General features: G+C 39.9%; 26 protein-coding genes. 10 read left to right on the top strand and 16 right to left on the bottom strand.

All coding sequences use genetic code 11. The annotated features are described in order from the left end of the window. Positions 1–258: 258 nt before the first annotated feature. A complete protein-coding gene (locus ABD769_RS17985; protein ID WP_344852752.1) occupies positions 259–2,676 on the bottom strand; it encodes an alpha/beta hydrolase family protein in 2,418 nt (805 codons plus the stop codon). Between the two features lie 338 nt (positions 2,677–3,014). Further along, entirely contained in the window at positions 3,015–3,431 is a 417-nt protein-coding gene (locus ABD769_RS17990; RefSeq protein WP_344852753.1) for a DUF1801 domain-containing protein, read from the bottom strand. Between the two features lie 138 nt (positions 3,432–3,569). Between ABD769_RS17990 and ABD769_RS17995 the strand changes: the two genes are divergently transcribed. From ABD769_RS17995 to ABD769_RS18015, 5 genes are all read left to right on the top strand, one after another. Continuing rightward, positions 3,570–4,685, top strand: a complete 1,116-nt coding sequence (locus ABD769_RS17995) for a Gfo/Idh/MocA family protein (RefSeq protein ID WP_344852754.1) — start codon at positions 3,570–3,572, stop codon at positions 4,683–4,685. A gap of 355 nt (positions 4,686–5,040) precedes the next feature. Next, positions 5,041–6,117 carry a PAS domain-containing sensor histidine kinase gene (locus tag ABD769_RS18000; RefSeq protein ID WP_344852755.1) on the top strand — a complete coding sequence of 359 codons (1,077 nt, stop codon included), beginning with the start codon at positions 5,041–5,043 and terminating at the stop codon, positions 6,115–6,117. A gap of 40 nt (positions 6,118–6,157) precedes the next feature. Beyond that, positions 6,158–6,808, top strand: coding sequence for a response regulator (locus ABD769_RS18005; RefSeq protein ID WP_344852756.1), 651 nt, complete (start codon positions 6,158–6,160; stop codon positions 6,806–6,808). Between the two features lie 124 nt (positions 6,809–6,932). Further along, positions 6,933–7,451, top strand: a complete 519-nt coding sequence (locus ABD769_RS18010) for an RNA polymerase sigma factor (RefSeq protein WP_344852757.1) — start codon at positions 6,933–6,935, stop codon at positions 7,449–7,451. A gap of 82 nt (positions 7,452–7,533) precedes the next feature. Further along, a complete protein-coding gene (locus tag ABD769_RS18015; protein WP_344852759.1) occupies positions 7,534–7,908 on the top strand; it encodes a response regulator in 375 nt (124 codons plus the stop codon). A gap of 143 nt (positions 7,909–8,051) precedes the next feature. Here the strand turns inward: ABD769_RS18015 and ABD769_RS18020 are convergent, their stop codons facing one another. Both ABD769_RS18020 and ABD769_RS18025 read right to left on the bottom strand, forming a co-directional pair. Further along, complete coding sequence (locus ABD769_RS18020) at positions 8,052–8,546, bottom strand: hypothetical protein (protein ID WP_344852760.1); 495 nt, start codon at positions 8,544–8,546, stop codon at positions 8,052–8,054. After that, a complete protein-coding gene (locus tag ABD769_RS18025; RefSeq protein ID WP_344852761.1) occupies positions 8,536–8,991 on the bottom strand; it encodes a hypothetical protein in 456 nt (151 codons plus the stop codon). Before ABD769_RS18025 ends, ABD769_RS18020 begins: the two co-directional genes overlap by 11 nt. 165 nt (positions 8,992–9,156) lie before the next feature. On the opposite strand from ABD769_RS18025, the gene xth reads away from it, so the two are divergent. Continuing rightward, positions 9,157–9,933 carry an exodeoxyribonuclease III gene (gene xth, locus ABD769_RS18030; protein WP_344852762.1) on the top strand — a complete coding sequence of 259 codons (777 nt, stop codon included), beginning with the start codon at positions 9,157–9,159 and terminating at the stop codon, positions 9,931–9,933. On the opposite strand, the gene ABD769_RS18035 is transcribed toward xth, so the two are convergent. From ABD769_RS18035 to ABD769_RS18070, 8 genes are all read right to left on the bottom strand, one after another. After that, the gene (locus tag ABD769_RS18035) at positions 9,934–10,344 is read right to left on the bottom strand and encodes a PAS domain-containing protein (protein ID WP_344852763.1); all 411 of its coding nucleotides are present in this window, start codon (positions 10,342–10,344) and stop codon (positions 9,934–9,936) included. It lies immediately after the preceding gene. Between the two features lie 125 nt (positions 10,345–10,469). Next, complete coding sequence (gene gpmA / locus ABD769_RS18040; RefSeq protein WP_344852764.1) at positions 10,470–11,159, bottom strand: 2,3-diphosphoglycerate-dependent phosphoglycerate mutase; 690 nt, start codon at positions 11,157–11,159, stop codon at positions 10,470–10,472. 690 nt (positions 11,160–11,849) lie between these two features. Continuing rightward, a complete protein-coding gene (locus ABD769_RS18045) occupies positions 11,850–12,110 on the bottom strand; it encodes a hypothetical protein (protein WP_344852765.1) in 261 nt (86 codons plus the stop codon). Then, positions 12,110–13,225: a M42 family metallopeptidase gene (locus ABD769_RS18050; protein WP_344852766.1), complete on the bottom strand. Its 1,116-nt coding sequence runs from the start codon at positions 13,223–13,225 to the stop codon at positions 12,110–12,112. The genes ABD769_RS18045 and ABD769_RS18050 overlap by 1 nt, the downstream gene beginning before the upstream one ends. 56 nt (positions 13,226–13,281) lie before the next feature. Next, on the bottom strand, positions 13,282–13,695 hold the full coding sequence (locus tag ABD769_RS18055) for a GNAT family N-acetyltransferase (RefSeq protein WP_344852767.1): 414 nt from the start codon (positions 13,693–13,695) through the stop codon (positions 13,282–13,284). Positions 13,696–13,697: 2 nt separating this feature from the next. Next, a complete protein-coding gene (locus ABD769_RS18060) occupies positions 13,698–14,300 on the bottom strand; it encodes a hypothetical protein (protein ID WP_344852768.1) in 603 nt (200 codons plus the stop codon). A gap of 6 nt (positions 14,301–14,306) precedes the next feature. Beyond that, a complete protein-coding gene (locus ABD769_RS18065; protein WP_344852769.1) occupies positions 14,307–15,476 on the bottom strand; it encodes an MFS transporter in 1,170 nt (389 codons plus the stop codon). 367 nt (positions 15,477–15,843) lie between these two features. Then, the gene (locus tag ABD769_RS18070) at positions 15,844–17,385 is read right to left on the bottom strand and encodes an acyl-CoA carboxylase subunit beta (RefSeq protein WP_344852770.1); all 1,542 of its coding nucleotides are present in this window, start codon (positions 17,383–17,385) and stop codon (positions 15,844–15,846) included. Between the two features lie 557 nt (positions 17,386–17,942). Between ABD769_RS18070 and ABD769_RS18075 the strand changes: the two genes are divergently transcribed. From ABD769_RS18075 to can, 3 genes are all read left to right on the top strand, one after another. After that, complete coding sequence (locus ABD769_RS18075) at positions 17,943–18,287, top strand: hypothetical protein (protein ID WP_344852771.1); 345 nt, start codon at positions 17,943–17,945, stop codon at positions 18,285–18,287. Between the two features lie 155 nt (positions 18,288–18,442). Continuing rightward, complete coding sequence (locus ABD769_RS18080) at positions 18,443–20,050, top strand: SulP family inorganic anion transporter (protein ID WP_344852772.1); 1,608 nt, start codon at positions 18,443–18,445, stop codon at positions 20,048–20,050. Positions 20,051–20,052: 2 nt separating this feature from the next. Next, complete coding sequence (can, locus tag ABD769_RS18085; RefSeq protein ID WP_344852773.1) at positions 20,053–20,709, top strand: carbonate dehydratase; 657 nt, start codon at positions 20,053–20,055, stop codon at positions 20,707–20,709. 63 nt (positions 20,710–20,772) lie between these two features. Here can and ABD769_RS18090 read toward each other — a convergent pair whose 3' ends face one another. The 3 genes from ABD769_RS18090 to pruA all read right to left on the bottom strand — a co-directional run bounded on the left by ABD769_RS18090 (position 20,773) and on the right by pruA (position 24,649). After that, on the bottom strand, positions 20,773–21,033 hold the full coding sequence (locus ABD769_RS18090) for a hypothetical protein (protein WP_344852774.1): 261 nt from the start codon (positions 21,031–21,033) through the stop codon (positions 20,773–20,775). Between the two features lie 403 nt (positions 21,034–21,436). Then, positions 21,437–22,945 (bottom strand): sulfatase family protein, encoded by a 1,509-nt coding sequence (locus tag ABD769_RS18095; RefSeq protein ID WP_344852775.1) that lies wholly within the window; start codon positions 22,943–22,945, stop codon positions 21,437–21,439. A 69-nt stretch (positions 22,946–23,014) separates the two neighbouring features. Next, positions 23,015–24,649 (bottom strand): L-glutamate gamma-semialdehyde dehydrogenase, encoded by a 1,635-nt coding sequence (gene pruA / locus ABD769_RS18100; protein WP_344852776.1) that lies wholly within the window; start codon positions 24,647–24,649, stop codon positions 23,015–23,017. Between the two features lie 244 nt (positions 24,650–24,893). Here pruA and ABD769_RS18105 point away from each other — a divergent pair, with 244 nt between their 5' ends. Beyond that, positions 24,894–25,025, top strand: a complete 132-nt coding sequence (locus ABD769_RS18105) for a hypothetical protein (protein ID WP_344852777.1) — start codon at positions 24,894–24,896, stop codon at positions 25,023–25,025. A gap of 457 nt (positions 25,026–25,482) precedes the next feature. Here ABD769_RS18105 and ABD769_RS18110 read toward each other — a convergent pair whose 3' ends face one another. Beyond that, a complete protein-coding gene (locus ABD769_RS18110; protein ID WP_344852778.1) occupies positions 25,483–25,950 on the bottom strand; it encodes a hypothetical protein in 468 nt (155 codons plus the stop codon). Positions 25,951–26,261: the final 311 nt, after the last annotated feature.

Consider the following 26,261-nt stretch of genomic DNA (forward strand, 5'->3'; position numbering starts at 1 on the left):
ATAAGTAAAGGTAATGTTCAGTTTAATGGAATAAATGTAAGGTTTAAATGCGGAAATGTGCATAGGGTAAAAAGTGAATAGCATGGAGTACAGGGGAGAGGAGAAAGGAGCGGATAAGGTAATCAGGCTAAATAGGGGATAAAGGCAAAGAATGGATGATGTGTCAGTTTGAAATGACTAGCGTAATCCAATAGAAAGGTTGTTAACAAAAAAAGTGCTCCATATAGAAGCACTTTAATCGATAAAGGTAGAGAGAAATTATTTTTTGTTTTTTACATATTTTTCTAACCACTGGTCTTGCTCCCAAAGCATGTGCAACAGGTTTTCTTTACCACGGTAGCTGTGTGCTTCGTAAGGTAAAAATACAAAACGGGTGGTTCCGCCTGCTCCTTTTATAGCATTGAACAAGCGTTCGCTATTGATAGGGAAAGTGCCGGGGTTATCATCAGAATCGCCGTGGATCAATAATATTGGTGTTTTAATTTTATCTGCATAGCTAAACGGGCTCATTTCGTAATACAATTGAGGCACCTGCCAGTAAGTACGTTCTTCATTCTGGAAACCAAAAGGCGTTAAGGTACGGTTGTAAGCACCGCTACGCGCAATACCCGCAGCAAAAAGATTGGTATGCGCCAATAAATTCGCTGTCATAAATGCACCGTAACTGTGGCCGCCAACTGCCATACGTTTTTTATCGCCAACGCCTAAATCAGATAGTTTATTAATTGCTGCTTCGGCATTTAACTGTAATTGATCTACAAAAGTATCGTTTGGTTTTTTACCATCTTTAGCTACAATTGGCATTTCGGCATTGTCTAAAACGGCATAACCACGGGTTACCCAAAAAATAGGAGAGGCCCAGCTAATGGTGGTAAACTTATCTTTCGATCCGCGGATCTGTGCAGCATCTGCAGCAGAATTAAATTCGCGCGGGTATGCCCATATTAAAGCTGGCAGCGGTCCGTCTTTTTCTTTATTGTATCCTTTTGGTAAATACAGGTCACCAGTTAAATCTACTCCATCAGCACGCTTATAAGAAATTTTTTCTTTGGTAATGCCTTCTAAAGATGGGTATGGATTGGTGAAGCTGGTAATCGGCTGATCGGCAATACGCAGCATCAAATTTTTGATAAAATAATTCGGAGCCAGTTTCTGGCTTTCTTTACGGGTAATTAAAACCAGTTTATCAGGGTTGATCACATCACTTACATATTCGAAAGTACCCTCTGCACTGCGCCAGATAATTTCATTCTTTTTGGTGGTTAAATCGAATTTAGCAAGAAAAGGTAAATCTCCTTTTTCTGATGAACCTACAAAGTTATTCATTAACAGCTTCGTGCCGTTATCAACCGTTTTAATTACCTGACGACCGTATTTATTTTTAACGGTAACCGGTGAGCCCGGGTTGCCATAAGCATCGGTTTGGTTGCGGCTATATAATTCTTCTACAGCACCTGTGGTTGGGTTGTAACGGCTTACTTTACTGGTTTGTTTACTACGTAAACCTTCTGAAATTAATGCCAGGCTGGCATCGCCCCATTGTACGCCACGGTAACGTGTTTGTGTTTTAAATAATTCTTTCTCTGTTCCGGTGAAAGGTGCGCTCAGGGCATAAACAGCATCGTGAAATGGAACATCTTTTTTAATCAAGCCGCTATCTAACGGTTTGCTCCAAACCAGTGTGGCCGGTTCGTCGTCGCGCCAATCGAAACCACGAGCTACATTTTGAGTATTGTCATAACCTGATGGTGTACCTTCTGATGAGGGCAGTTCGGCAATAACTTTAATGGTTTTGCCCGTTAAATCGGTAATGCTTACTGTTGACGGAAAACCATAAGCCGACATGAGGTAAGAAAAAGGCTTACGGATGGTTTCTACCATCATATAATTTTTATCGGGCGATAAACTCGTTGAACCATAAATGGCCGGTTTACCGATTGGGGTTTCTACACCAGCGGTATTTTTAACCAATTGTGAGGTCGCAAAAAACTCGAATAACTGTTCATCAAAAGGCGATTTAATTAAATCCTGATAGGTAACACTTGGTGCAGCTTTACCTAAATTTTGCTGGATGGTTGGACCCTTAGGCATCAATGGTTTTGTAGGCGCTGCGCTTGCCAGTTTGGTTACGGTACGGTAAATAATGGTATTGTCGTTTAACCAGGTAAGGCCGCTGCCCAAAACTACGTTTAAAAACGCTTTATTGGCTTTAGTTGCTTTTTTGGTTGCCAGATCGATGATGTAAAGATCTACTCCTTTTGGTGTGGTATGGGTAAAGGCGATTTTGTTTTCAGAAGGGTTCCAGCTGATGTTGCCTGCAAATAATGGAGTTGGCAAACCAGCAACCTGAAAACTCTGGTTGGATTTAATATTTTTAAGACTGAAATTATTGATATAGGTTTGCCTGCTGGGCGAATAATTATTCGGGTTTAACCTTAAGCCTGCAATCCGGTATTCGGGCATAGCTAACTCTTCTACTGAAGGATAGGAGTTACGTTCGCTGAATAAGATCCATTCAGCTTTACCATCAATACTTACACCAGGTGTTGGCTTGGCAAGTAACAGATCGGCGATTTCTTTCGGTGGGGTTTGATAGCTGATGGCATCCTGGGCTGTCGCATTAAGCGATGCACAAGCGCCCGCTATTAATAAATAGAGGTGTAATTTTTTTATCATTTCCAGTTTTTTGTTCGAAATAAGGACTGATCAAATATTGCAAAATTTAACTTATTGTAGCGTAACTTCTTATTTACATGGTAATCGAACCGCAAAGAAGTGCGGGTGTAGGCTCAAAGGAAGCAAAGGTTTAGAATTTAATAACTTAAAGGACTATTCCGTGCTAATCTGTGCATCCGTGGCCATTAAATAATTGTAAAAAAAAATAATTGCGGGTCTTAGCGCGACACTAAGACCAGTAAGTAGATTTGTTTCGCTAGATTTCTCGACTTCGCTGCACTCTGCTCGAAATGACGGCGGTTGAGCCTATTCCATCATCCATTTTACATCTTCCATCCTTAAGGATACATTTCCTTAATCTGTGCTACAGAGTTACTCACCATTTCCTTTAATACCTCCACATCTATATCGCTCAATTTTTTTATATAAACACAGGCTTTGGCGCTTTTATGTTTTCCGAATCTTGATAACAGTTCTTCACGGTTTTTAAATTCAGGAGATAAATATAGCGAGATGGCATCTTTACGTGGCGAAAAACCGGCCAAAGGTGCATCGCCTTCTCTGCCGCTTTCGTATTTATAATGATAGCTGCCAAAACCAACAATGGCATGTCCCCACATTTTCGCTTTAAATCCTGTGGTTTCAGCAATAATATCCAACAGAATAAAACAATCTTTCCGTTTGTTCCCGTCGGTTATGGTATTCAGAAAATCGGTTACGCTTAAATCGTTTTCAGTGGTTTTATTCTGTGCCATATTTTTTATGATGAAGATAAGATTTAATGCAAAATTGTTCAATATGTTCTGATCCTTCACTTTGTAATATTTTTAAGTGTTGGCGGCAGGCCTTTTATAAATTTCTAATTTGGCATACATCAATTTAAAAATAGCATTATGGCCATTAATAACAAGGTTAAATATTTTTTAAGTGCCGGCAGCTTTATTATTTGCTTTTTAATCTCTTTTGCTACCGTTTATGCGCAGCAAAAATTAAATGTGGCCATTGCCGGTTTAAACCACGATCATGTGTATCTGATCATGAACAGCTACCAAAAAGCCGAAGTTAACATTATTGGCATTGCAGAAAGTAATCCTGAACTGGTTACCCGGTTCAAAACGCGTTATAAAATACCCGATAGCATATTTTATCATAACCTGAGTGATTTATTAAAGAAAAAGAAACCGGATGTGGTGCTCGCTTACAATGCCATTAGCGATCATTTAGCGGTGGTAGAGGCTGCGGCTCCACTGGGTATATCAGTTATGGTAGAAAAACCTTTGGCCATATCGGTTAAGCAGGCAGAACGAATGGCAGCCCTGGCTAAACAATATAATGTACATATACTAACCAATTACGAAACCACCTGGTATCCGAGTAATCAGGAAATTTATAAAAATGTAAAGGAAAGTAATAGCATAGGTGCGTTAAGAAAAATAATTGTACATGATGGGCACCAGGGACCAAAGGAAATTAGTGTGAGTAAAGAATTTTTAAGCTGGCTTACGGATCCCGATAAGAATGGGGCCGGTGCACTGGTCGATTTTGGCTGTTACGGTGCCAATTTAATGACCTGGTTAATGGATGGCAAGGCACCCATTTCTGTAATGGCCATCACCCATCAGATTAAAAAAGACGTTTATCCAAATGTAGATGACGATGCAACCATTTTATTGGAATACCCTAACGCTACAGGAATTGTAGAAGCCTCATGGAACTGGCCTTTCAGTATAAAAGATATGGAAGTGTTTGGTGCAACCGGCTATATCCAGGCAGTTAATGAAAAAGAATTACGATCGAAACTCAATGGTAAAGAAGGTTACAAGGTTTATCCTGCTAAAACTTTGGAGCCTGCCTATGCAAACCATTTAAACTATTTATCTGCCATTTTAAAAGGCGAAATCAATCCTGAGAACGACCTGTCCTCTTTAAACAATAATTTAATTGTAGTGAAAATTTTAGAGGCTGCAAAAGTTTCGGCTAAAACAGGAAAGAAAGTGATTTTGAAATAGGCTGGCCGCAAAATAAAATAGCCACCTTAATGATGGCTATTGATAAAAGATTTGCATCTTTTTTATGGTGTGCCTGCCCTCCGCGGATCTCCCGCTCACAGGACTTTTTGTCTTTCCTTTATATTTAACAATTTAGGCAATAGTTGGTTTTATTTTGCAAAATAATTTTACACATCATGTGGAAAATGTTAATATCTCCATAAATTTATTAAATCTGGTCAAAAAGGGTAGATTTCGCAGTAATTCTACCAGATTTTTTAAAGCAAAAACTTTTTTAAGTATTTGATGTTTGTGATTTGATTGCATCATAGGGTTTAGGTAGCCCTTCCTATCGAAAATTATCAAAGATAAAATCATGGTCGAATTAAATAATGAGCTTTTTTGTACACTAGGCGATTTGTCTGCGGATGGATATTTTATTTTTGAACCCCTGCAGCAAAAGTTTTTATACCTGAACAAGTCCTTTGCCGACATTTGGGAATTAGAACCCGATCAAATTTTTGATCATTCACAAATACTTTTAGAAAAGGTACATCCTGAGGATTTAGCACATGTAATATCTTGTTACGAGGAGTGCCTGGAAGATGGGAAGGAAAAAAAATACGAATTCCGTTTGTTATTTGCAGGCAGGGAGAAATATGTGCGGATTATTGTTTTTGGCGTTCAGGATAAAACTGACAGGCGTTTAGTTGGTACAGTAGAAGATACCACGGTAGCACGGCATAACAAAATCCATATCGAACAGATTAATGCCCGTAAAAATATCACGCTGGAAGTACTGGCTCACGATTTAAAAGAGCCCCTGGGCATGATGAAATTAACAGCCTCATCAATGGAACGCAGCATTGCACAAACAGGCGATGAGCAGATGATGAATTCGCTCTCTTTTATAAAAGACATGTGCGAGCGTAATTTACTCCTCGTAAGAAGCATGATTAACCGTGAGTTCTTAAAATCATCGGTGATAGAAATTGGTAAAGAAAGGGCCGATCTGGTATGGGAACTTAGAGATGTAGTCCGTTTTTACAAACGGTCTAAATTAGGTAAAGTGAAAAACATTAAGTTTACCAGTTCAGCAGAACAGATTTACCTGCATTTAGATAGCATGAAGTTTCTTCAGGTGATTAATAACTTAATTTCCAATGCACTTAAGTTTACCGATGATAATGGTTACATTGGCCTGCATGCCGAAGAATTGGAAAACACCGTGCTGATTACCGTAACCGACAATGGAATCGGAATCCCGGAAGAGTTACAACCCGGACTTTTTGACCACCTGCCGGAAACCTTAAGACCTGGTTTAAAGGGCGAAGAATCTGGCGGTTTCGGAATGGGCATTATCAAAGCAATTGTTGATTTACATCAAGGAAAAATCTGGTTTAAGAGTAAAACCGGTGTCGGAACTACCTTCTATATCGAGCTGCCTAAGTAGCCGTTTTTAATTTTAAAATACCGTAAGTTATATTTGGATTATGATTAACATTATTCTTGCGGACGATCACAATATCATCCGGACCTCACTAAAAGTACTGATAGAAAAACACGAAGGAATTAAAGTTGTAGCAGAAGTATCTGATGGTTTAGGTGTTTTAGAACTTCTCGAAAAAGGAATAAATGCTGATATTGTTTTATCAGATATTGTAATGCCAAATCTTGACGGGATTGGTTTGATCAGCAAAATTAAAACAGGTGGGTACGATACAAAAGTTGTAGTGCTCTCTATTTTAGATGACGAAAAATATGCTTCAAACGCCTTTATTTCAGGGGCTTTTGCTTACCTCTCAAAAGACATTGAAGAAGACGAATTGTTGTTTTGCCTGCAACATGTAATGAAAGGAAAACGCTATCTTTCTTCCAATTTATGCATTGCGATATTAGAACGTTTTAATACCGAATTGAATATGTTATCGCAAAAAACAAGCACTGAAATTAACTTTTCTGAACGCGAAATCAATGTACTAACCCTCATAGCCGATGGCTTAACCAATCAGGAAATTGCCGATAAATTATACCTGAGCAGGCGTACCGTAGAGAGCCAAAGGGAAGCCTTAATCAATAAAACCGGTACAAAAAACTCCGCTTCGCTGGTTCGTTTTGCCATGCGGAATGGTTACGTTTCCTGATATTTTTTGCTGTTTTCAGGGCCTTTTTGTATGGTTTTAAATAAACCGTAAAAAATCGGGTATTTCTACAAATAACATTGGATGATGGTATGTTGTTGAATACATAGATCAACCCTAACTGAATATGGAAACATTAAATTTCAATTGCGACATTTACCAATATAAACAGCCGCTTTTCGACCGCGCTTTAGCCTATACCCGTGATGAAGATGATGCTGCAGATTTGGTGCAGGATACGTTTATGAAAGCGTTCAGGTTTTCGGCTAAATTTGAAATGGGCAGTAACGTTAGGGCCTGGCTTTTTACAATCTTAAAAAACACTTTCCTTAACCATTATTACAAAGTAAAGCGCAAGAATGAAATGATCCAGCAGGAAGATGACCTCACCTCTGTTCAACTGGTGCCAAGTGCCTCAGCCAACGGCGGATCGGCCAAATTTATGATGGAAGATATTCAGCGTTCTTTAAACCTTTTACCTGAAGATTGCCGCTTTTGTTTCTGCCGTTATTTTGAAGGGTACAAATACCACGAAATTGCTGCCGAACTCGATATTCCTCTGGGCACGGTTAAAACTAAAATACATGTTGCAAGGGGGCTGCTTAAAAAGATGCTTAAAAACTATAAAGATGGTTTAGCCGCCTAAAAACCGGTCACACAGATCAGGAATAAAATCAAGTATAAATACGGTACGCTGATTAAGTAACTTAACTTAGCTTTGCTCTCTAATGAGCATACAGGTTAAGAAAATATTTATCGTAGATGATGATGAAAGCATCCATGATATTGTTAATTTAATTTTTGAGCAGGACTTAGTACAGGGTGTTGTAAAAACCGATAATTTGGAACAGTCCATACTGGCTTTTTCTCCGGATATCATTTTGATGGATATCCGCATGGGAGATGCCGATGGCCGCGAACTCTGTAACAGGCTAAAAGAAAATCCAAAAACAGCACATATACCAGTGCTCTTACTGTCTGCCCTTAATATCGACCTCAACAATTTAGGCTGCATTCCGGATGATGTAATCGAAAAACCTTTTGATATTGCACACCTTATTGAAAAGGTGAACCATTTATTAGCACGCAAAAATGTGGGGTAATTATAAAAAAGGGACAGACTAATAGCCTATCCCTATATCTAAACTCAAACATGCGCTCAAACATGAATGAATCTTAACAACTAAACATTTCAGTTTAGTATTGGTTTTAAAAAGGTAAGTTTATTGGCATCATCAGCACAAATTTACCTCATCTTTTGTTTTAGCTCTATTTTTAATTCTTTAAGCTGTTCCTGTGCCTGCCGGTTCTCCAGGTAAAAATAAATGGCACTGGCTAAAAATACCTTACCCAGCACAAAAACGGCAATAAATACCCACTTCCAGGCTTTATTTACGCGCATTTGGTTAGATTCTGATTCTACCTCTATATATTTTTCCTGCTTGCTTTCCTGATTGTTTTTATCATGCTTGTATTCAGGCTCAGGGGCTGTTTGTATGGCCTGGTTGCGGCGTTGGATTTCATTAATCTCGTGCTCAATTTTAGCCAATGTGCCGGCAGGTGGCTCAATGCTCATGCTTTGCGCAAGCACTTCCATGTCATATTCGAGCTGCTTTAAGGCATCTTTAAATGCAGGATACTCTTCCTTAAGCGATAAAACTTTCTGTACCTCTTCTTTGGTTGCAATCCCCATTACATAGGTTTCCATTAAACCGCTTTCGATGATTTTATTAATTTCCACTTGCCCTCCTCATTTTATCGATTGATAATTTTAACTGATTGCGGATTTCGTTTTCATCACTGTTCATTTTTGCTGCCAGATCGGAAATTGATTTTCCATGATAATATACCGAACAAAATATTTGCTGCTGTAAATCATCTAACAAATCTAACTTCCCCTGGTTTACAAACTGGTTAGCTTTTAACTGATGATCGTTTGCCGTAAACAAAGTTAATTTGCTTTGTGCATACTGGCGCAATTCCAGCCAGATATTTAACCGGCTTTTTTCCTGTAAAACAACATCCTTAACAAAGGAAGTAAGGATGGAAACCAGGTGATCTTCTGATTTTTGATGATCTTGCACAATGCCATTGATATAGCCAAGCAGCATGGGGGCATACTGATCATAAAACCAGCGAATGTCTTTTGGTTCGGCAGAAGGGATGTTTAAAACTGCTTTGAACATGGATGTTTGAACGGTTACGCTTAATGAGCCGCAAGATAATTCCAAATTTTGAATTATCTTAATAATTTGTTCAAAATATGGCTCATTATGGGCCGGATTGAATGGTTTTAAAATCAAAAACGCAACAATCTTCCTTTTTCGGCTTTTATTGCGGAGATTTATAAAATGAAAATAGCTACTTATAATGTAAACGGCGTGAATGGACGCTTACCTGTTTTATTACGCTGGCTGGCAGAAACCCAACCGGATGTAGTGTGTTTACAGGAATTAAAGGCTCCGCAGGAAAAATTCCCTGAGCAGGCCATTAAAGATGCAGGCTATAATGCCATCTGGCATGGTCAGAAAAGCTGGAACGGAGTGGCTATCCTTGCCCGAAACTTAGAAATAAAAGAATTAAAGCGTGGTTTAGAAGGCGATCCGGAAGACCTCCAAAGCAGGTACATTCAGGCGTTGGTAAACGGAGTGGTAATTGGCTGTTTGTACCTCCCGAATGGAAATCCTGCACCAGGGCCCAAGTTCGATTATAAATTACAGTGGTTTGAGCGTTTTGCAGCCCATACAGCAGATTTGCTGGCACAAAATTTACCTGTGGTTTTAGCAGGCGATTATAATGTGATTCCGACAGAGTTGGATGCCTATAAACCTGAAAGATGGGTTGAAGACGCCTTGTTCCGCCCGGAAACACGGGAGGCTTTTAAAAATTTACTTGCACAGGGATGGACAGATGCCATTAGAAAGCTATATCCTGAAGAAACTATATACACTTTTTGGGATTATTTCCGCAATGCCTATGGCAGAAACGCAGGTTTACGGATTGATCACTTTTTGCTCAGTCCTCAGGTAAGCGATCGCTTGAAATCGGCAGGAGTAGACAAGCAGGTTAGGGGATGGGAAAAAACAAGCGACCACGGACCTGTATGGATAGAGCTGAATGATTTGTAATTATAGCAGTGTTTTTTTTAAATCCGTAACATCTAAAGTTGTTCCGATTAATTTTAGCGATTCGCCGTCCTGTTGAGATAATATTCCGTCGGCTTTAATCCATCGGATTTCTCCATCCGGGCGGCGAATCCGGTATAGCACATCATAACTGTTTTTTTCTCTGGTCACCGTATGCTCAATTTCATCCTGAACATGGTCCAGATCTTCAGCAAGGATTAAACCTAAAACGGTTTCATAACTTAAAACCCCATCTGGCGGGTAACCAAAGTTTTTTTTAAACGATTGGGTTGAGCGAAGTATGCCTGTGGCTACACTTAATTCCCAAAAACCCATACCAACATGGTCGAATACTACATCCCAATGATCATTACAGATAATTGAGAGATCGACGCTTCTTTTGTTTGATCTCATAATAAGGATATCTGACGTTGTTAAATTATAAAAACAATGTAGATATAATTTCGGGTATAAATAACATAAACGTAATCCCTAAAGTTTTAGTGGTTTAATCCTGATAAACGCAGTGCTAATTAGGCTTATTCGAGATAATAATGCCTTATTTTTTTTAGGTCATCATCCAGTTCGTAAACCAGGGGAACACCCGTTGGGATTTCGAGTGCAGTTACTTCTTCGTTTGATAAGTTATCGATGTATTTAATCAACGCCCTTAAACTATTGCCATGGGCAGAAATAATTACTTTTTCATTCCTGCTTATTGCCGGCACTATACTTTCGTTCCAGTAAGGCAAAACCCTTGCAATGGTATCGCTTAAATTTTCGGTTAAAGGGAGCTCTTCGGGTTTTAAAAGTTGATAGCGAAGATCGTTGCCCGGATAACGTTCGTCCTCTTTGCTAATCTGCGGCGGTTCTTCATCAGGATCCCTTCTCCATCTATAAACCTGGTCTGTACCATATTTTTCGGCCGTTTCCGCTTTATTTAAGCCTTGCAAGGCGCCGTAAAAACGTTCGTTTAAATGCCAGCTTTTATGTTCGGGTATCCAAAGATGATCAAGATCTTCTAAAATAATATGGAGGGTTTTAATGGCTCTTTTTAGTAAAGAAGTAAAAGCAATATCAAAATTGTAATCGTGCTTTTTTAAAATTTCGCCGGCTTTTTTGGCTTCTAAATATCCGTTTTCTGATAAATCTACATCAGTCCAGCCCGTAAAACGGTTTTCGAGGTTCCAAACACTTTGTCCGTGGCGAATGAGCACAATCTTCTTCATAATTGATTAAACAAATAAAGTGTGAAATGTTCTGAAATGATTGTCGGGTAATTGTTAATAGGATCTTAAAAAAAGAAAACAGGTTTTTACCATTCCACTGCGTTCCAGTGAAGATGACGAATTTTATTTTTAAAAAAAGTCAAGTTTACTGGCGCATTGGCCGTTCTTGTTATTTCGTAATTTCGAGCGAAGCGCAGTCGAGAACCACGGAAGTGCTCGGCAAAGCTAAATCTATCTCGAGATAGATCTCTCCATTCCACTGCGTTCCAGTCGAGATGACGAATTTTGTTTTTTAAAAGAAGTCAAGTTTACTGGCGCATTGGCCGTGCTCGTAATTTCGTCATTTCGAGCGAAGCGCAGCGTAGTCGAGAAATCTGCTTAGATAGCTTTCTTCATCAACAGTTATTATGGCTTCCAATCTATTGTGTAAAAATGAATGACAGAAGATTTTAGCGAATTGAAAGGCCGCGAAGAATCGTCATTTTGAGCGTATCTCGAGATAGATCTCTCCATTCCACTGCGTTCCAGTCGAGATGACGAATTTTATTTTAAAAAAAGAAGTCAGGTTTGCTGGCGCATTGGCCGTTCTCGTGATTTCGTCCTTTCGAGCGAAGCACAACGTAGTCGAGAAATCTGTCTAGATAGATCTCTCTATTGCGCTGCGCTCCAGTCGAGAAGACGGTCTTTTATTTAATCCTGTTTATTCGCTTTTTCGATCAGTTCTTTCTGATCGGTTAAATCTTTATAATAGAAATAGGCGGTAAAACCTAAAATCAGAATAATATTACTAATCTTGAAACTATGATCGAGCCAGTAATTTAATGGAGGTGTGTTGCCACTAAAACTTTGCTTAATACTGGGCCAGGAGTTTATCGTGAAAATAATAAAAACCATCAACAGAAACTTGAGTAAAGTTCTGATGATAATTTTTTGATAATTAACTTTTTCCATTATTTAAATTCCCTGAAATCCTGCCCGTCGGTAATGTTCAGCAAGCTTTCATAAATCAGGCTGATTACATTATCAACATCTTCTTTGTGTACCATTTCTACCGTAGTATGCATGTAGCGCAATGGTAAAGAAATTAATGCTGAAGGTACGCCGCCGTTTGAGTAGGCAAAAGCATCGGTATCCGTTCCGGTAGAACGTGATGAGGCCTGGCGCTGGAACGGAATGTTGTTTTTCTCAGCTGTTTTGATCAGTAATTTATTCAGGTTGGTTTGCACAGCCGGTGCGTAAGAAACCACTGGTCCTTTACCTGAAGCTAAATCGCCCTGAACATTTTTATTGATCATCGGGGTAGTGGTATCGTGCGTTACATCGGTAATGATAGCCACATTGGGTTTAATGCGTTGGGCAATCATTTCTGCACCGCGTAACCCGATTTCTTCCTGTACCGAGTTCACAATATACAATCCGAACGGAAGTTTTTTCTTGTTTTCTTTTAATAAACGGGCAACCTCGGCAATCATAAAACCACCTACGCGGTTATCCAATGCACGACCAACATAATAACGGTCGTTTAAAACCATAAATTCGTCTTCGTAGGTAATTACACAGCCTACATGGATACCCAGCTTTTCTACCTCTTCTTTTGAAGTGCAGCCACAATCTAAAAAGATGTTTTTTAACTCTGGTGCCTGTTCTTTTTCGCCATGACGGGTATGGATAGCCGGCCAGCCGAATACCGCTTTAACCAATCCTTTTTCGGTGTGGATGTTAACCCGTTTTGAAGGGGCAATCTGATGATCTGAGCCACCGTTACGGATCACATAAATCAACCCGTCGCTGGTGATGTAGTTTACATACCACGAAATTTCATCAGCATGGGCTTCAATAACCACTTTAAAAGCAGCTTTTGGGTTAATTACACCAACAGCCGTACCATAATTATCGATAAAATGTTCATCGATATAAGGTTTCAAATAGTTTAACCAAAGTTTTTGTCCTTCCCACTCATAACCTGTAGGAGCAGGGTTGTTAATGTATTCTTCAAGAAACTGTAACGATTTTTTGGTTACTACAGCTGTGTGTTTCTTTTTTTCGTCGTCTTTTTTCTTAGCCATTTTAATAGATATGTGATTTGAGTATTCAGATTTGAGACATCATACTCATTTTTAACTTAACTTGATAATTCTTTTTCCATAACCACAAAATCGTGCCCATCTTTGAAAAAGGTTTTATCGGTTTCGTGGAAGCCAAATTTATAATAAAATTCTTTAGCATTTATACGGGCATTGCACCATAGTTTTGTCGCTTTTTGAATTTTACAAAAATCAAGGATATAATCCATCAGCTGCGAACCTAAGCCGAGTTTTTGCGCTGAAGGCAGAATAGCCAGTTTCCTGAACTGGTACACATCACCCTCATGAAAGAGCGAAACTACACCGGTTAACCTATGCTCGAGGTATAATCCAAAATGGATACCATCAAAATCATCTTTCAGTTTTACAATGTCGAAAGGCTCGTCAGGGTACATCGTTTCGTGCCTGATCCGCCAGGTTAATGAAGGAAATATTTGTTCAATCTGAACCATAATTAAAGCAAAAAGCTAAAACCTATTCTTCCGTCAACACCATAATAGGTTTCATATTTATTGATGCGCATGGTTGGGCCTAATGAAAGTTCGAAATTTGTTTTTTTACCGATACTACGCTGGATGCCCCATTGCGGGGTAATTCCGATTTCAAAATTTACCAGATTGTATTGATCCATATTACCTCCTTTTATCAAAGGTGAAAAATAGCTGGCCACATCAAGACCAAAATAATTAGAAGAATTATTAATGGTTTTTTTTCCTTTTTTTACCCTGTTTTCGAAATTGTAATATTTCCTGATGCCGGCATAAACATTTGGCGAAAGATCAAAATAGGTTTTGGTGTCACCTCCGTTAATGTAATTGTAATTGTATTCAATTAAAAAGGTTCCGGCTACACCTGCACCCACATACACAGTAGTTAATTTTCCGATTTTTTGTTCCCTTTCGTAATGAAGCGACAGGAGGTTAAGTCGTATTTTATTCAGCGATTTTACTTCGGTTGGCTGTTCTACCTTCGTACTGTCCTGCGCCTTGGCCTTACCCCAAATGGCCAGGCAAATAAACAGTATTGAAAATGTTTTGATTACGTTTTTAGATTTCATAAAATTTTATTGGTTAGTTATTTGTTTTTTTCTTCCGTAAAACTGATAAATTAAAATATTGAGAACGATGATCGCCGTCATGCCGTAGCAAAACAATGCCCAGCCACCCTGACCCCAAAGCCACAAACCCAGTGCAGAGCCACAACTGGCACCGATAAAGCTTACCGACATAAAAATAGTATTCAGCCGGTTTCTTGCTTCGGGTATTAACGTATAAATGCGGGTTTGGTTGGTTACATGGATGGCCTGCTGACCGATATCGATTAATACAATGCCGATTACAAACAGGAATAGATGATCGCCTGTAAAATAGAATAAAGCGATACTAACGATCTGCAGGATAAAGCCGATCATCAGGTTTTTCCGTGGATTGTTGCCATCGCTTAGTTTCCCAACCAGTGGTGCGGCAAGTGCACCTGCAGCGCCTGCTATGCCAAATAATCCGATTTGTAAAGTTTGAAAATTAAATGGCGGATTGGCGAGAAATAGCACCATGGTGGTCCAGAATGCACTGATAATGGCAAAGGCCAAAAAGTTAATGATTGATGTTTCCCTTAATGCAGGCTGGGTTTTGATGTAGCTGAACATCGAGCGCATCAGTTCTTTGTAGGTGCCCTTAAATGCAGGGTAACTTTGCGGAAAACGTTTAGCCATCAGGAAAATTAGTAATCCGCAAATTGCGGCAGCAATATAATAAACCGCTCTCCAGCCCAGCCAGAAGCCAATGCTTCCGCTTACTGCACGCGAGGCTAAAATACCAACCAGTAAACCGCTCATAATCATACCAATATTTGCCCCACGGTTTTCATCGGTGCTTAAATTGGCTGCCAAAGGCAAAATTAATTGAGGTACGATGGAACAGGTTCCGATCAGGATGGAAGCTACTTCCAATATGAAAAAGGTATGTGAGAGAGCTGCCACCAGCAAGGCAAAAATAGCCAGACCGGTTATAATGAGGATTTGCTTTTTACGCTCAAACATATCACCGAGCGGCACTAAAAGAAAAAGTCCTAAAGCGTAACCAATTTGCGTGAGGTAGGTAATTTTTCCTGCATCGGTTTCTGTAAGATTAAAATCTTTAGCAATTAAGATTACCAATGGCTGGCAGTAGTAAATATTTGCAACAATGAGGCCTGTGCAAAAAGCCATGAGCAAGATGTCTGCTTTTTTTAACATGTAGGATGATGTAAAATGTAATTAGAAATATAAGATGTAAGTATGTAAAACGGATGATGGTGTTAATATGTAAGATGTATAATGTAAAATGGATGAGGGTGGAATTAGTCCATTTACCATCTTACTTTATCCATCTTCCGTTAAGTGTAACATAAATATGTAAAATGGGTGATGGAAAATTAGTCCATTATCCATCTTACCTCATCCATCTTCCATGACGTATAATGTAAATATGTAAAATGGGTGATGGGAATTAGTCCATTATCCATCTTATCTCATCCATCTTCCATGAAGTATAATGTAAATATGTAAAATGGGTGAAGGGAAATTAGTCCATTATCCATCTTACCTCATCCATTTTCCATCATTACAAAGGTATATTTCCATGTTTCTTTCGGGGGTTATTTACTACCTTATTTTCTAACATCCTGAAAGCTTTTATCAACTTTATACGGGTTTGGGCAGGTTCGATTACTTCATCAACAAAGCCGCGTTCTGCTGCACGGTAAGGATTAGCAAAGATATCAGAATAGAGTTTTTCTTTCTCCAGCCATTTTTCTTCGGGGTTTTCTGCTGAGGTAATTTCTCTTTTAAAAATGATTTCTGCCGCACCCTTGGCACCCATTACCGCAATTTCGGCACTTGGCCAGGCATAGTTCATATCTGCACCAATGTGTTTACTGTTCATTACATCGTAGGCGCCACCATAGGCTTTTCGGGTAATCACGGTAATGCGTGGCACCGTAGCTTCGCTAAAGGCATATAATAATTTTGCCCCGTTGGTAATAATGCCGTTCCACTCCTGATCAGTACCGGGCAAAAAGCCGGGAACATCTTCAAATACGAGTAAAGGAATGTTAAAACAATCGCAAAAGCGGACAAAACGAGCGGCTTTATTCGAAGAATTGCTATCTAAAACACCTGCCAGATAAGCGGGCTGATTGGCTACAATGCCAATGCTTCTGCCTGCTAAACGGGCAAAGCCTACCACAATATTTTCTGCAAAAGCAGCATGTACTTCTAAAAAGCTATCGGTATCTGTCACTGTGCTAATTACTTCGCGGATATCGTAAGGTTGTGAAGCGTTTTCGGGCATAAAAGTATTCAGCTCCGGACGGTTTTCGTCGGCAGCTTCGTAAGGTAAATGACCGGCAATTTCCTCACAGTTCTGAGGCATATAGCTCAGTAATTTTTTTACATGGTTAATGGCATCGATTTCGTTGGCACAGGCAAAATGGGTGACACCCGATTTTGTAGCATGAGTGCTGGCACCGCCCAATTCTTCTGAAGTTACTTCTTCGTGTGTTACCGTTTTTACCACATTAGGACCGGTAACAAACATGTAAGAGGTATTTTCTACCATCAGGATAAAATCGGTAATGGCGGGAGAATATACCGCTCCACCGGCACATGGACCCATAATGGCCGATAGCTGCGGAATAACACCTGATGCCTGTACGTTTTTATAGAAAATATCGGCGTAACCACCTAAAGAAACCACACCTTCCTGAATACGTGCACCACCACTATCGTTTAAGCCGATTAGCGGTGCACCATTTTTCATGGCCATATCCATTAACTTGCAGATTTTTTCGGCATGGGTTTCGGATAAGGAGCCACCAAATACGGTAAAATCCTGAGAGAAAACATAGGTTAAGCGCCCGTTAATGGTTCCGTAACCGGTTACCACACCATCACCTAGGTATTTTTCACGTTCCATGCCGAAATCGGTGCTGCGGTGGGTAACCAACATGCCGATTTCTTCGAAACTGCCTTCGTCCATTAAAAAATGGATGCGCTCGCGGGCAGTAAGTTTACCTTTTTTATGCTGACTATCAATACGGGCCTGACCGCCGCCAAGATTGGCCTGGTTGATTTTATCTTTAAGTAATGCTATTTTTTTATCCATTGCTGAAGCTATGAGATTTTAAAATTAAAAATTACTGGCGGTAATGCAAGGCTAAGGGGATAAGAAAATAGTCAGGAGTGAATGATTTTGTATTGGAAACAAACAGTTTTTAACGGGCGTTGAATGGTTTATCGTTTAAAACGATAAAATCGCTTAGCTATTCGAGCACTCGTTAGAAACGAGCGCAAGTGCTGTTTAGGATGCGGGGTTTGAATAATGCGATGGCGCCACTGCCCTTGTTAATAAACCCGATAGGAGCGAACACGAAGTGCAACGGAGTAAAGCGATAGCGGGACTGAAGCCGCCATAGAAACCGAACCCTTCATTTCCAAAAAAAATAACCACCTTAGCCATCTAAGAATAACTAAAGAACATTTTAAAGTTTTAAAAACCTTTGAGGTTTGAATGAGGCGAAAACAAACCAATAACCTTTTTTTGCATCATGCCTGCCTGCATTTTACTTAAATTACATTTTTTTTACAGCCTAAAGCATTGAAAAACCAATTATCCGTTTATTTTTGTAAACGTTAGTATTAAAACGACATTAGAATCAGCAAATGTTTTTAAGGAAATACAAGTATATAATCGTCACCGCATTCATGTTCATCTTCATGGCGAAGATGGGTATTTCTGGTGCACCGGTTTTTTGTACAAGTATCGACAAGGAAATCATGAACGCCGTAATCATGCAGATTGAGTTAGAGCATGACGGCGGGAAGGATACCGCCAAAGACACCGCAAAGTTTACTGATTTTAAACTTGTAGAACTCAATCATCCTATCTTTTCCTACGAGTTCTCTTCTAGTCACTTCATTTTGAAGAGCAGTTTTATCGAACACTTCAAAAGATATGTAGATCCATATCATCCTACGGTGCCCACACCGCCGCCTAACTTTATCTAGTTCTTGTTATTGGGGTAAATTATTTGTACCTGATTTTTTAATGGAGTATTGCCATGTTAATAAATTTTACGTGGTTTTGTTCTGCTATGCTCAGTATGCCATTAATATTTCCCCCGCGATTTATTCGTTAAAATTTACCAGATAATTATATCGTTATGCAAAAGTTTAACCCGGCCTTTTCAGGTTCGGATGTGAAGAAATATATTCTTAAAAAGAATTTAAAGAAAGATTTACCTGCAAGTATTGTAGTGTTTTTAGTGGCATTGCCATTGTGTTTGGGTATTGCACTGGCCTCGGGTGCACCATTGTTTGCGGGTTTAATAACCGGCATTATAGGCGGAATAGTGGTTGCTTCTTTTAGTGGCTCACAGCTGAGTGTAAGTGGCCCCGCGGCAGGTTTAACCGTTATTGTGCTGGGTGCCATTACCTCTTTGGGCAACTATCAAACCTTTTTACTTGCTGTGGTACTGGCCGGGGTTTTCCAGTTGATTTTAGGCCTGGTTAAAGCCGGAACGATTGGTAATTACTTTCCATCGAGCGTAATTGAAGGGATGCTTGCAGCCATCGGACTGATTTTGATTTTAAAACAGTTGCCGCATGCGCTGGGCGTTGATACCGATTTTACAGGTGATGAAGGATTCTTTCAACAAGATCACGAAAATACTTTTTCTGCGATTACAGCAGCGCTAAGCCATTTTAGTTTGGCAGCGGTGGTTATCAGCTTATTATCGATTGCCATTTTGATTATCTGGCCTAAATTTCCGAAACTGGCCGTGGTACCTGCACCTTTGCTGGTGGTAACTTTGGGTGTTTTAGGAACGCTGTTGTTTGCCGGTACCGATCATCCGCTACGTGCTGACCAGATGGTTAAAATTCCGGTGGTAAGCGGTTTTGGCGAATTTCTGGGCTTATTTACCCTGCCTGATTTTTCACAACTGGCCAATAAAAATGTTTACATTGTAGCTTTAACCATTGCTATTGTGGCCAGTTTAGAAACCTTGCTGAGTATTGAGGCGGTGGATAAAATAGATCCGATTAAGCGGGTAACCCCAACAAACAGGGAATTAATTGCACAGGGTATAGGTAACATTACCAGCGGAATGGTTGGTGGTTTGCCTATGACATCGGTAATTGTGCGGAGTTCGGCCAATGTAAATGCGGGTGGGAGAACCAAAATGTCGGCCATTTTTCACGGTACCTGGCTGTTGTTATCGCTGTTGTTTATTCCGGGTTTGATCAATATGATTCCGCTATCCTGTTTAGCCGCTATTTTATTGGTAACCGGTTATAAATTAACCCGCATTGGTTTGTTTAAACACATGTACCACAAAGGCTGGGACCAGTTTGTTCCGTTTGTAATTACCGTTGTGGCGGTTTTGTTTACCGATTTGTTAAAAGGTGTGGCCGTTGGTATGCTGGTTTCGGTTTTCTATTTGTTGAGGACGAATATGCGCAACCCCTTCTTTTACAGGATCTCGAACGAAGGGGATAAAAAGAACATCAGGATTAAACTGGCAGAAGAGGTTTCCTTTTTAAATAAAGCAGCGATACAGGTAGTTTTAACAAATATCCCCAAAGAAACCAATGTAATCATTGATGGTTCGAATGCCAGGTACATTGATCCGGATGTATTGGAAACCATTTACAATTACAAACATAATGCTTATACAAAGGGCATTATCGTAACTTTAGAAAACATACAGAAACATTATTCTGTACCGAAATTGAATATAAAAGTAGAAGAAGACATTAATAAAATATAATTATGTGCGCAAAAACAATAGATACGAAAGATATAACCTACGAGAGCTTATTACAGGGTAATAAAGACTGGGTTAAAGATACGATAGACAGTGATCCTGCCTTTTTTGATAAACTTTCAGAAGGGCAGAGTCCGCCGGTATTATGGATTGGCTGTTCTGACAGCCGAGTGCCGGCCAACCAGATTACGAATACCAGGCCAGGCGATATTTTCGTACACAGAAACATTGCCAATGTGGTGGTGCATACGGATATGAACTTGCTTTCGGTACTCGATTATTCGATTAATGTGTTAAAAGTAAAACATGTTATTGTTTGCGGCCATTATGGTTGCGGTGGTGTTAAAGCTGCTTTGGGCAATAAACAGGTTGGCATTATCGACAACTGGTTGAGAAATATCCGGGATGTGTACCGTACGCACGAACGTGAGATGGCTACCATTAAAGATCCGGATCAACGTTTTGACCGCCTGGTAGAATTAAATGCGATTGAGGGCGCTGCGAATGTAACCAATACTTCGATTGTACAAAGTGCATGGGCCAACGGACAGGAATTAGCCGTGCATGCCTGGGTTTATAGCTTAAAAACAGGAATCATCAAAGATTTAAAAGTAACCTGTACTTGCCTTGATGATGTTGCCCCTGCATTTAAAGTAGGATAAAACACCCTACAGGTGTTATTTTTTAGTTGTTAGGAGAAGCTCCCGATTTTACATCGGGGGCTTTTATTTTTCGGTGCTGTTCGGCATATTGCCTGCATGGCCTTTATTGCCTTTTTCGGCATCTTCCCTGGCTTCTTCAGAGCCAAAATCGCCTCTTCCAAAATTCCTGCCCAGGTTACCGGCATCGCTTTCTACGGTGTTTTTCTTTTCGCTATCGTTGCTGCGGTGGCGCGGAACCAGCTGATCGGGCATGTTGGTTTTATCTGCCGAATTATCTGCATTTTTATCGCCTAAATTCTCGTTGTTATCTTTTGTACTTTCCATAATTTCAGGTATTAACTATTTATATAGAACAGCACAGTTGCAGATTGGTTTTGGTTTATTTGGCAGCAATCTGCGGGTTTTTATCCCGGATGACCAATCGTAGTCCATTATATTCTCTTCATCATGGAGAAAGTGTTATTTCGGATTTACACCAGCCGGCTTATGCTTGTGGTTTTAAAAACCTTTTTCACTTTAATAATTTTTTAAACAGGCAAAAGGGTTACGCCGAAAGAGTATAAGAGGATGTTGGTGGTTGGGTAGGGCGAAAAGTCGTCATTGCGAGGAGGAACGACGAAGCAATCTTTGTTCCCAGACTCGCGGGTATGAAAGATTGCTTCGTCGGCTGAAAAAGCCTTCTCGCAATGACGACTCTTTGATGAAATTGTTGTTAAGTATTGTTCTCTTACCTCGTCCTTGCTTCTTCTGCGCTCAGCAAAGCTTCCAGTTCTTTTATTTTTTCGGGATATTTTGATGCAAGGTTATTCTTTTCGCCAACATCATCGCTTAAATTATACAATTGGGCAGCTGGCAGGTTGCCGCTATCCGTATGGGTAAGTTTATAATATGCTTCTCCTTTTGATGGCCTGATGTATTTCCAGTGATCTTTAACTATTGCCAGCTGGCCGCTCTGTTCGATAAAAAAATCACGTCCTTTCGGGTCTTTTCCAATAAAAGCATTCCATTGGTTTTTGCTATCAATCGCATTTTTACTTTCTAAGTTGAAAAAACCGGCAAAGGATGCCAGAAAATCAATCTGCGATACCAGGGCATCAGAAACGCCGGGTTTTATTTTTGCCGGCCACGAAATGATAAAAGGTTCGCGGGTGCCGCCTTCTAAAATGCTGTATTTCCCGCCGCGTAACGGCCCAGCGGGGCTATGTCCGTTTAATTTTTCAGCACCCTGATCTTCATATCCATCCATAATTACCGGACCATTGTCGCTACTGAAAATAATCATGGTGTTTTTGTCCAGGCCTAAGTATTTCAGTTGTTTGGTGATTTCGCCAACCGCCCAATCGAGTTGTAAAATTACATCACCGCGGTAGCCGAGTTCACTTTTGCCTTTAAACATGGTAGCTGGTAAACGTGGTACATGTGGTTCGGTTAAGGCATAGTACAGAAAAAATGGCTGTTCCTTATGGTCTTCAATAAAATTTTTGGCTTTGGTTAAAAAAGTAAAAGGGAGTTCCTCATCGGTCCAGCGGGCCAGTTTTCCACCTTGCATGTAACCAATCCGGCCAATGCCGTTTACAATCGTCATGTTATGTCCGTGATTTACTTCCGCAGGCATTTTTAACAATTCCGGATGATCTTTTCCTGTTGGATCGGTGCCAATCGGGTTTTTGTAGTCAACCGTAATCGGATCTTTCGCATCTAAACCCACCACCAGTTGATTTTCCATAAAAACAGTCGGCACACGATCGGCAGTGGCCGGAAAAATGAACGAATAATCGAATCCTACTTCTTTGGGGCCAGGTTTTACTTCTTTATTCCAGTCTTTTTCTACGGCAGTACCTAAACCTAAATGCCACTTACCCACGAGACCGGTTTTATAGCCCGCCTGCTGGAAAATGGATGGGAGCGAAGTGTTATCGGTTGGGACAATCAATGCCGCATCGCCAGGTAAAACGCCGGTTCCTTTTTTGCGCCAGGCATATCGTCCGGTCATTAACGAATAACGCGAAGGGGTACAGGTAGCAGCCGTGGCATGGCCATTGGTAAACCTTAATCCGTTTTTGGCCAGCGCATCAATATTAGGGGTTTTTATTTTTGTTGCGCCATAACAGCTCAGGTCGCCATAACCTAAATCATCAGCATAGATGATAATAACGTTGGGTTTCTTTTGTGCGGATGCGTAAAAATTAAAGCTTGCTAAAAAAGCTAATAAGGAAAGTAAAAATTTGTGGTTCATGGTTAGAAAGGGTATTCGGTCAGGCATAAAAAAGGCCAGACAATAATTGCCTGGCCTGATGTGTAAATATTAATCTTCTGCTAAGAAAGGGTAACGGTAATCAGTCGGCGATTCGAAAACCTCTTTAATGGTACGTGGAGAAACCCAGCGCAATAAATTGATCATCGATCCGGCTTTATCATTAGTACCCGAACCTCTTGCACCACCAAATGGTTGCTGGCCTACAACGGCACCGGTACATTTATCGTTGATGTAAAAGTTACCAGCCGAATTACGTAGGGCATGACTCGCTTTTTCAATCGCATACCTGTCCTGAGCAATTAAAGCACCGGTTAAAGCATAAGGCGAAGTAGTATCAATTAGTTCCAGCACCTGATCGAAATCCTGATCGGCATAAACATACACGGTTAAAACCGGACCGAACAATTCTTCGCTCATGGTGGTATATTTCGGATCATCAACCACTAAAATGGTTGGTTCTATGAAATAACCTTTAGATTTATCGTAGTTACCACCGGCAATAATTTCTACACCCTGATCCTGTTTAGCCTGATCAATGTATTTAGCCAGTTTATCAAAAGAACGCTCGTCGATAACGGCGTTGATAAAATTGCTGAAATCTTCCGTTCCGCCCATTTTAAAAGTGGCAAGATCGGCTAACATTTGCTCTTTAATTTCAGGCCAAAGGCTTTCTGCAATGTACACACGGCTGGCCGCAGAACATTTTTGTCCCTGGTATTCGAAAGCACCACGTACGATAGCGGTACTGGCTGCTTTTGTTTGTGCTGAGGGGTGAACAAGGATAAAATCTTTTCCTCCGGTTTCGCCCACAATACGTGGATATGATTTGTATTTGTGGATGTTTGTTCCGATTGTTTTCCAGATTTCCTGGAATACTTTGGTTGATCCTGTAAAGTGGATACCTGCAAAATCAGGGTGGTTAAAAATAACCTCGCCGGTTTCAGGACCATCGGCATATACCAGATTGATTACACCATCAGGTACACCTGCTTCGCGGAAAATTTCCATTAAAAGGTTGGCAGCATAAACCTGTGTATCGGCTGGTTTCCAAACCACAACATTACCCATCATGGCTGCAGATGCCGGTAAATTAGCTGCAATTGCAGTAAAGTTGAAAGGGGTAAGGGCGAAAACAAAACCTTCTAAAGGGCGTTGCTCTACACGGTTCCAGCTTCCGCGGGGAGAAACAGGAGGTTGTTGTTTGTAAATATCAACCATGTAGCTTACATTAAAACGTAAGAAATCGATCAGCTCGCAGGCAGCATCAATTTCGGCCTGGTAAGCATTTTTACTTTGACCCAACATGGTCGCAGCGTTTAATTTATAGCGGTATTTACCGGCAATCAGATCGGCAGCTTTTAAGAAAATGGCCGCACGGTGTTCCCAGGCCAGGTTTTCCCAGTCTTGTTTTGCCGCCAAAGCTGCATCAATCGCTTGTGAAATATGTGTTTTATCGCCAATGCTGAACTGGGCTAAAATATGTTGGTGATCGTGTGGAGGAACAACTTTACCTTTTTTGGCAGTATGAACCTGTTTTCCGCCGATATACATCGGAATATCCTGTTGCTGTGCGCGGGCTTCGGCAAGTGCTTCTTTTAAAAGTGCACGTTCTTTACTGCCCGGGCCATAATTTAATATAGGTTCGTTTACCGGAGTGGGTACGTTAAAAAATCCTTTAAGCATATTTTATTTTTTATGATTTGAGCAAAGATAAGGCTTTTTGAGCTAGGCAATTCTATAATTCTGTAAGAAAACAGGGCAAACGTTTGTTTGTGGAAAGGGAATTATTGAACAGATAATTTTAAAGGAGTTGTGGTTAAAATCCGGCTAATCTGAATGGTGGTATGAATCTGTTATTCCTTATATTTACTTACTTTAAAAAAGTAAATTAACTGATCTTATCAACCATTTTTTAAAAATTACTACAATGGAAAAAAAGACATTATCTATCATCTGGAGTATTGTTTTAACTGTTCTTCTCTTTGGTGAAATAGCTGAATCTTTAGGCCGCAGCATCGCAAAAGATTTTAATCTTCAGAAGCTAGAAGTAAAGAAATAACGGCGTGGTTTGAAATTTCTTCACTGCGGTAGCGATGATGATAATCAAAAAATAGTAGAATAATTCCTGATCAGGGGATATGAAAAGATAATTTGTATCGCGGTTGAGGTAAATAGTGTGGGTGGTGAGTATAAAAGACTCAAATTTGAGACTAATAGTCTCGTGATTGAGGTAAATAGTGTGGGCGGTGAGTATAAAAGACTCAAATTTGAGACTAATAGTCTCGTGGTTGAGGTAAATAGTGTGGATGGTGAGTATAAAAGACTCAAATTTGAGACTAATAGTCTCGCGGTTGAGGTAAATAGTGTCAATTACGGGTATAAGATACTCAAATGATGATGACGGAGGTATCGATAGGAAGAAGCGGATGGTGTTTTCTTTGTTTTTTAATACTAATCTCTATCATGCAAAGGCACTTAGAAGGTAAAATATGTTCTAAGTGCCTTTTAGTTCAATCTTAAATTGATTTAGACCCTTTTCTTGCAAATCTTTGGCTTAAATCTTCATAAATTGGCTTAGAAGCAGGTACTCCTTTAGCGTAAGCTTCTTTAACCTGTCCATAATAAAGCAATGCCGATGATATTGCATCGCTTCCGGCGAGCACCACGGTGTCATCAAGATCGGAAGCAAGTTGTTCTGCCAAACTGCTTAAAGGACTAAGTTGTGCGGCAAGTTGCTCATCTTTTAAAAACTCAGCCTTATCCATGTAAGCAGGAACAAATTCCGGATTTGTTTCGATATACGACTTCACCTTTTTTACAGTTGCTATGGTTTTATCGCCCATTTTAAACAACGATTTTTTTTCGTCATCGCTAAGGGCACGTAAATAAGGGGCCAGGGCAGCTTTGCTTTCCTGCAAGGCTTTCAGGGCTTTTGCAATTACCGCTGCGGGTATTTCCAGTGAAATTTGATTAGATGTACTCATATGTTTATTATTAAATGTTTCATCTTTAATACGGTTACTGTGGGATGATTTGCCTAAAGCCAGGGATTGCTTTAGATTTAATAATCGGGATGAGCTGAAATGTAATATTAATTATATTCCGATAGCTAATTTAAGAGATTTTTTAATAAATTATAAATTAGTATTATTTTTTTAAGGAATTTTTATCTGAATGTTTTTTGTGGGGCGACTTGCCGCCAGGGAGTATTCTAAAAAGGTGGTATTAAACGGCTTTTTATACTTACAAATAGTTTTTAGTGCATCTTTTTTTGTTGTGGAATTTAAAAAAACAT

The sequence above is a fragment of the Pedobacter jeongneungensis genome (assembly GCF_039538295.1).
In the GTDB taxonomy this organism is placed as follows: Bacteria; Bacteroidota; Bacteroidia; order Sphingobacteriales; family Sphingobacteriaceae; genus Pedobacter; species Pedobacter jeongneungensis.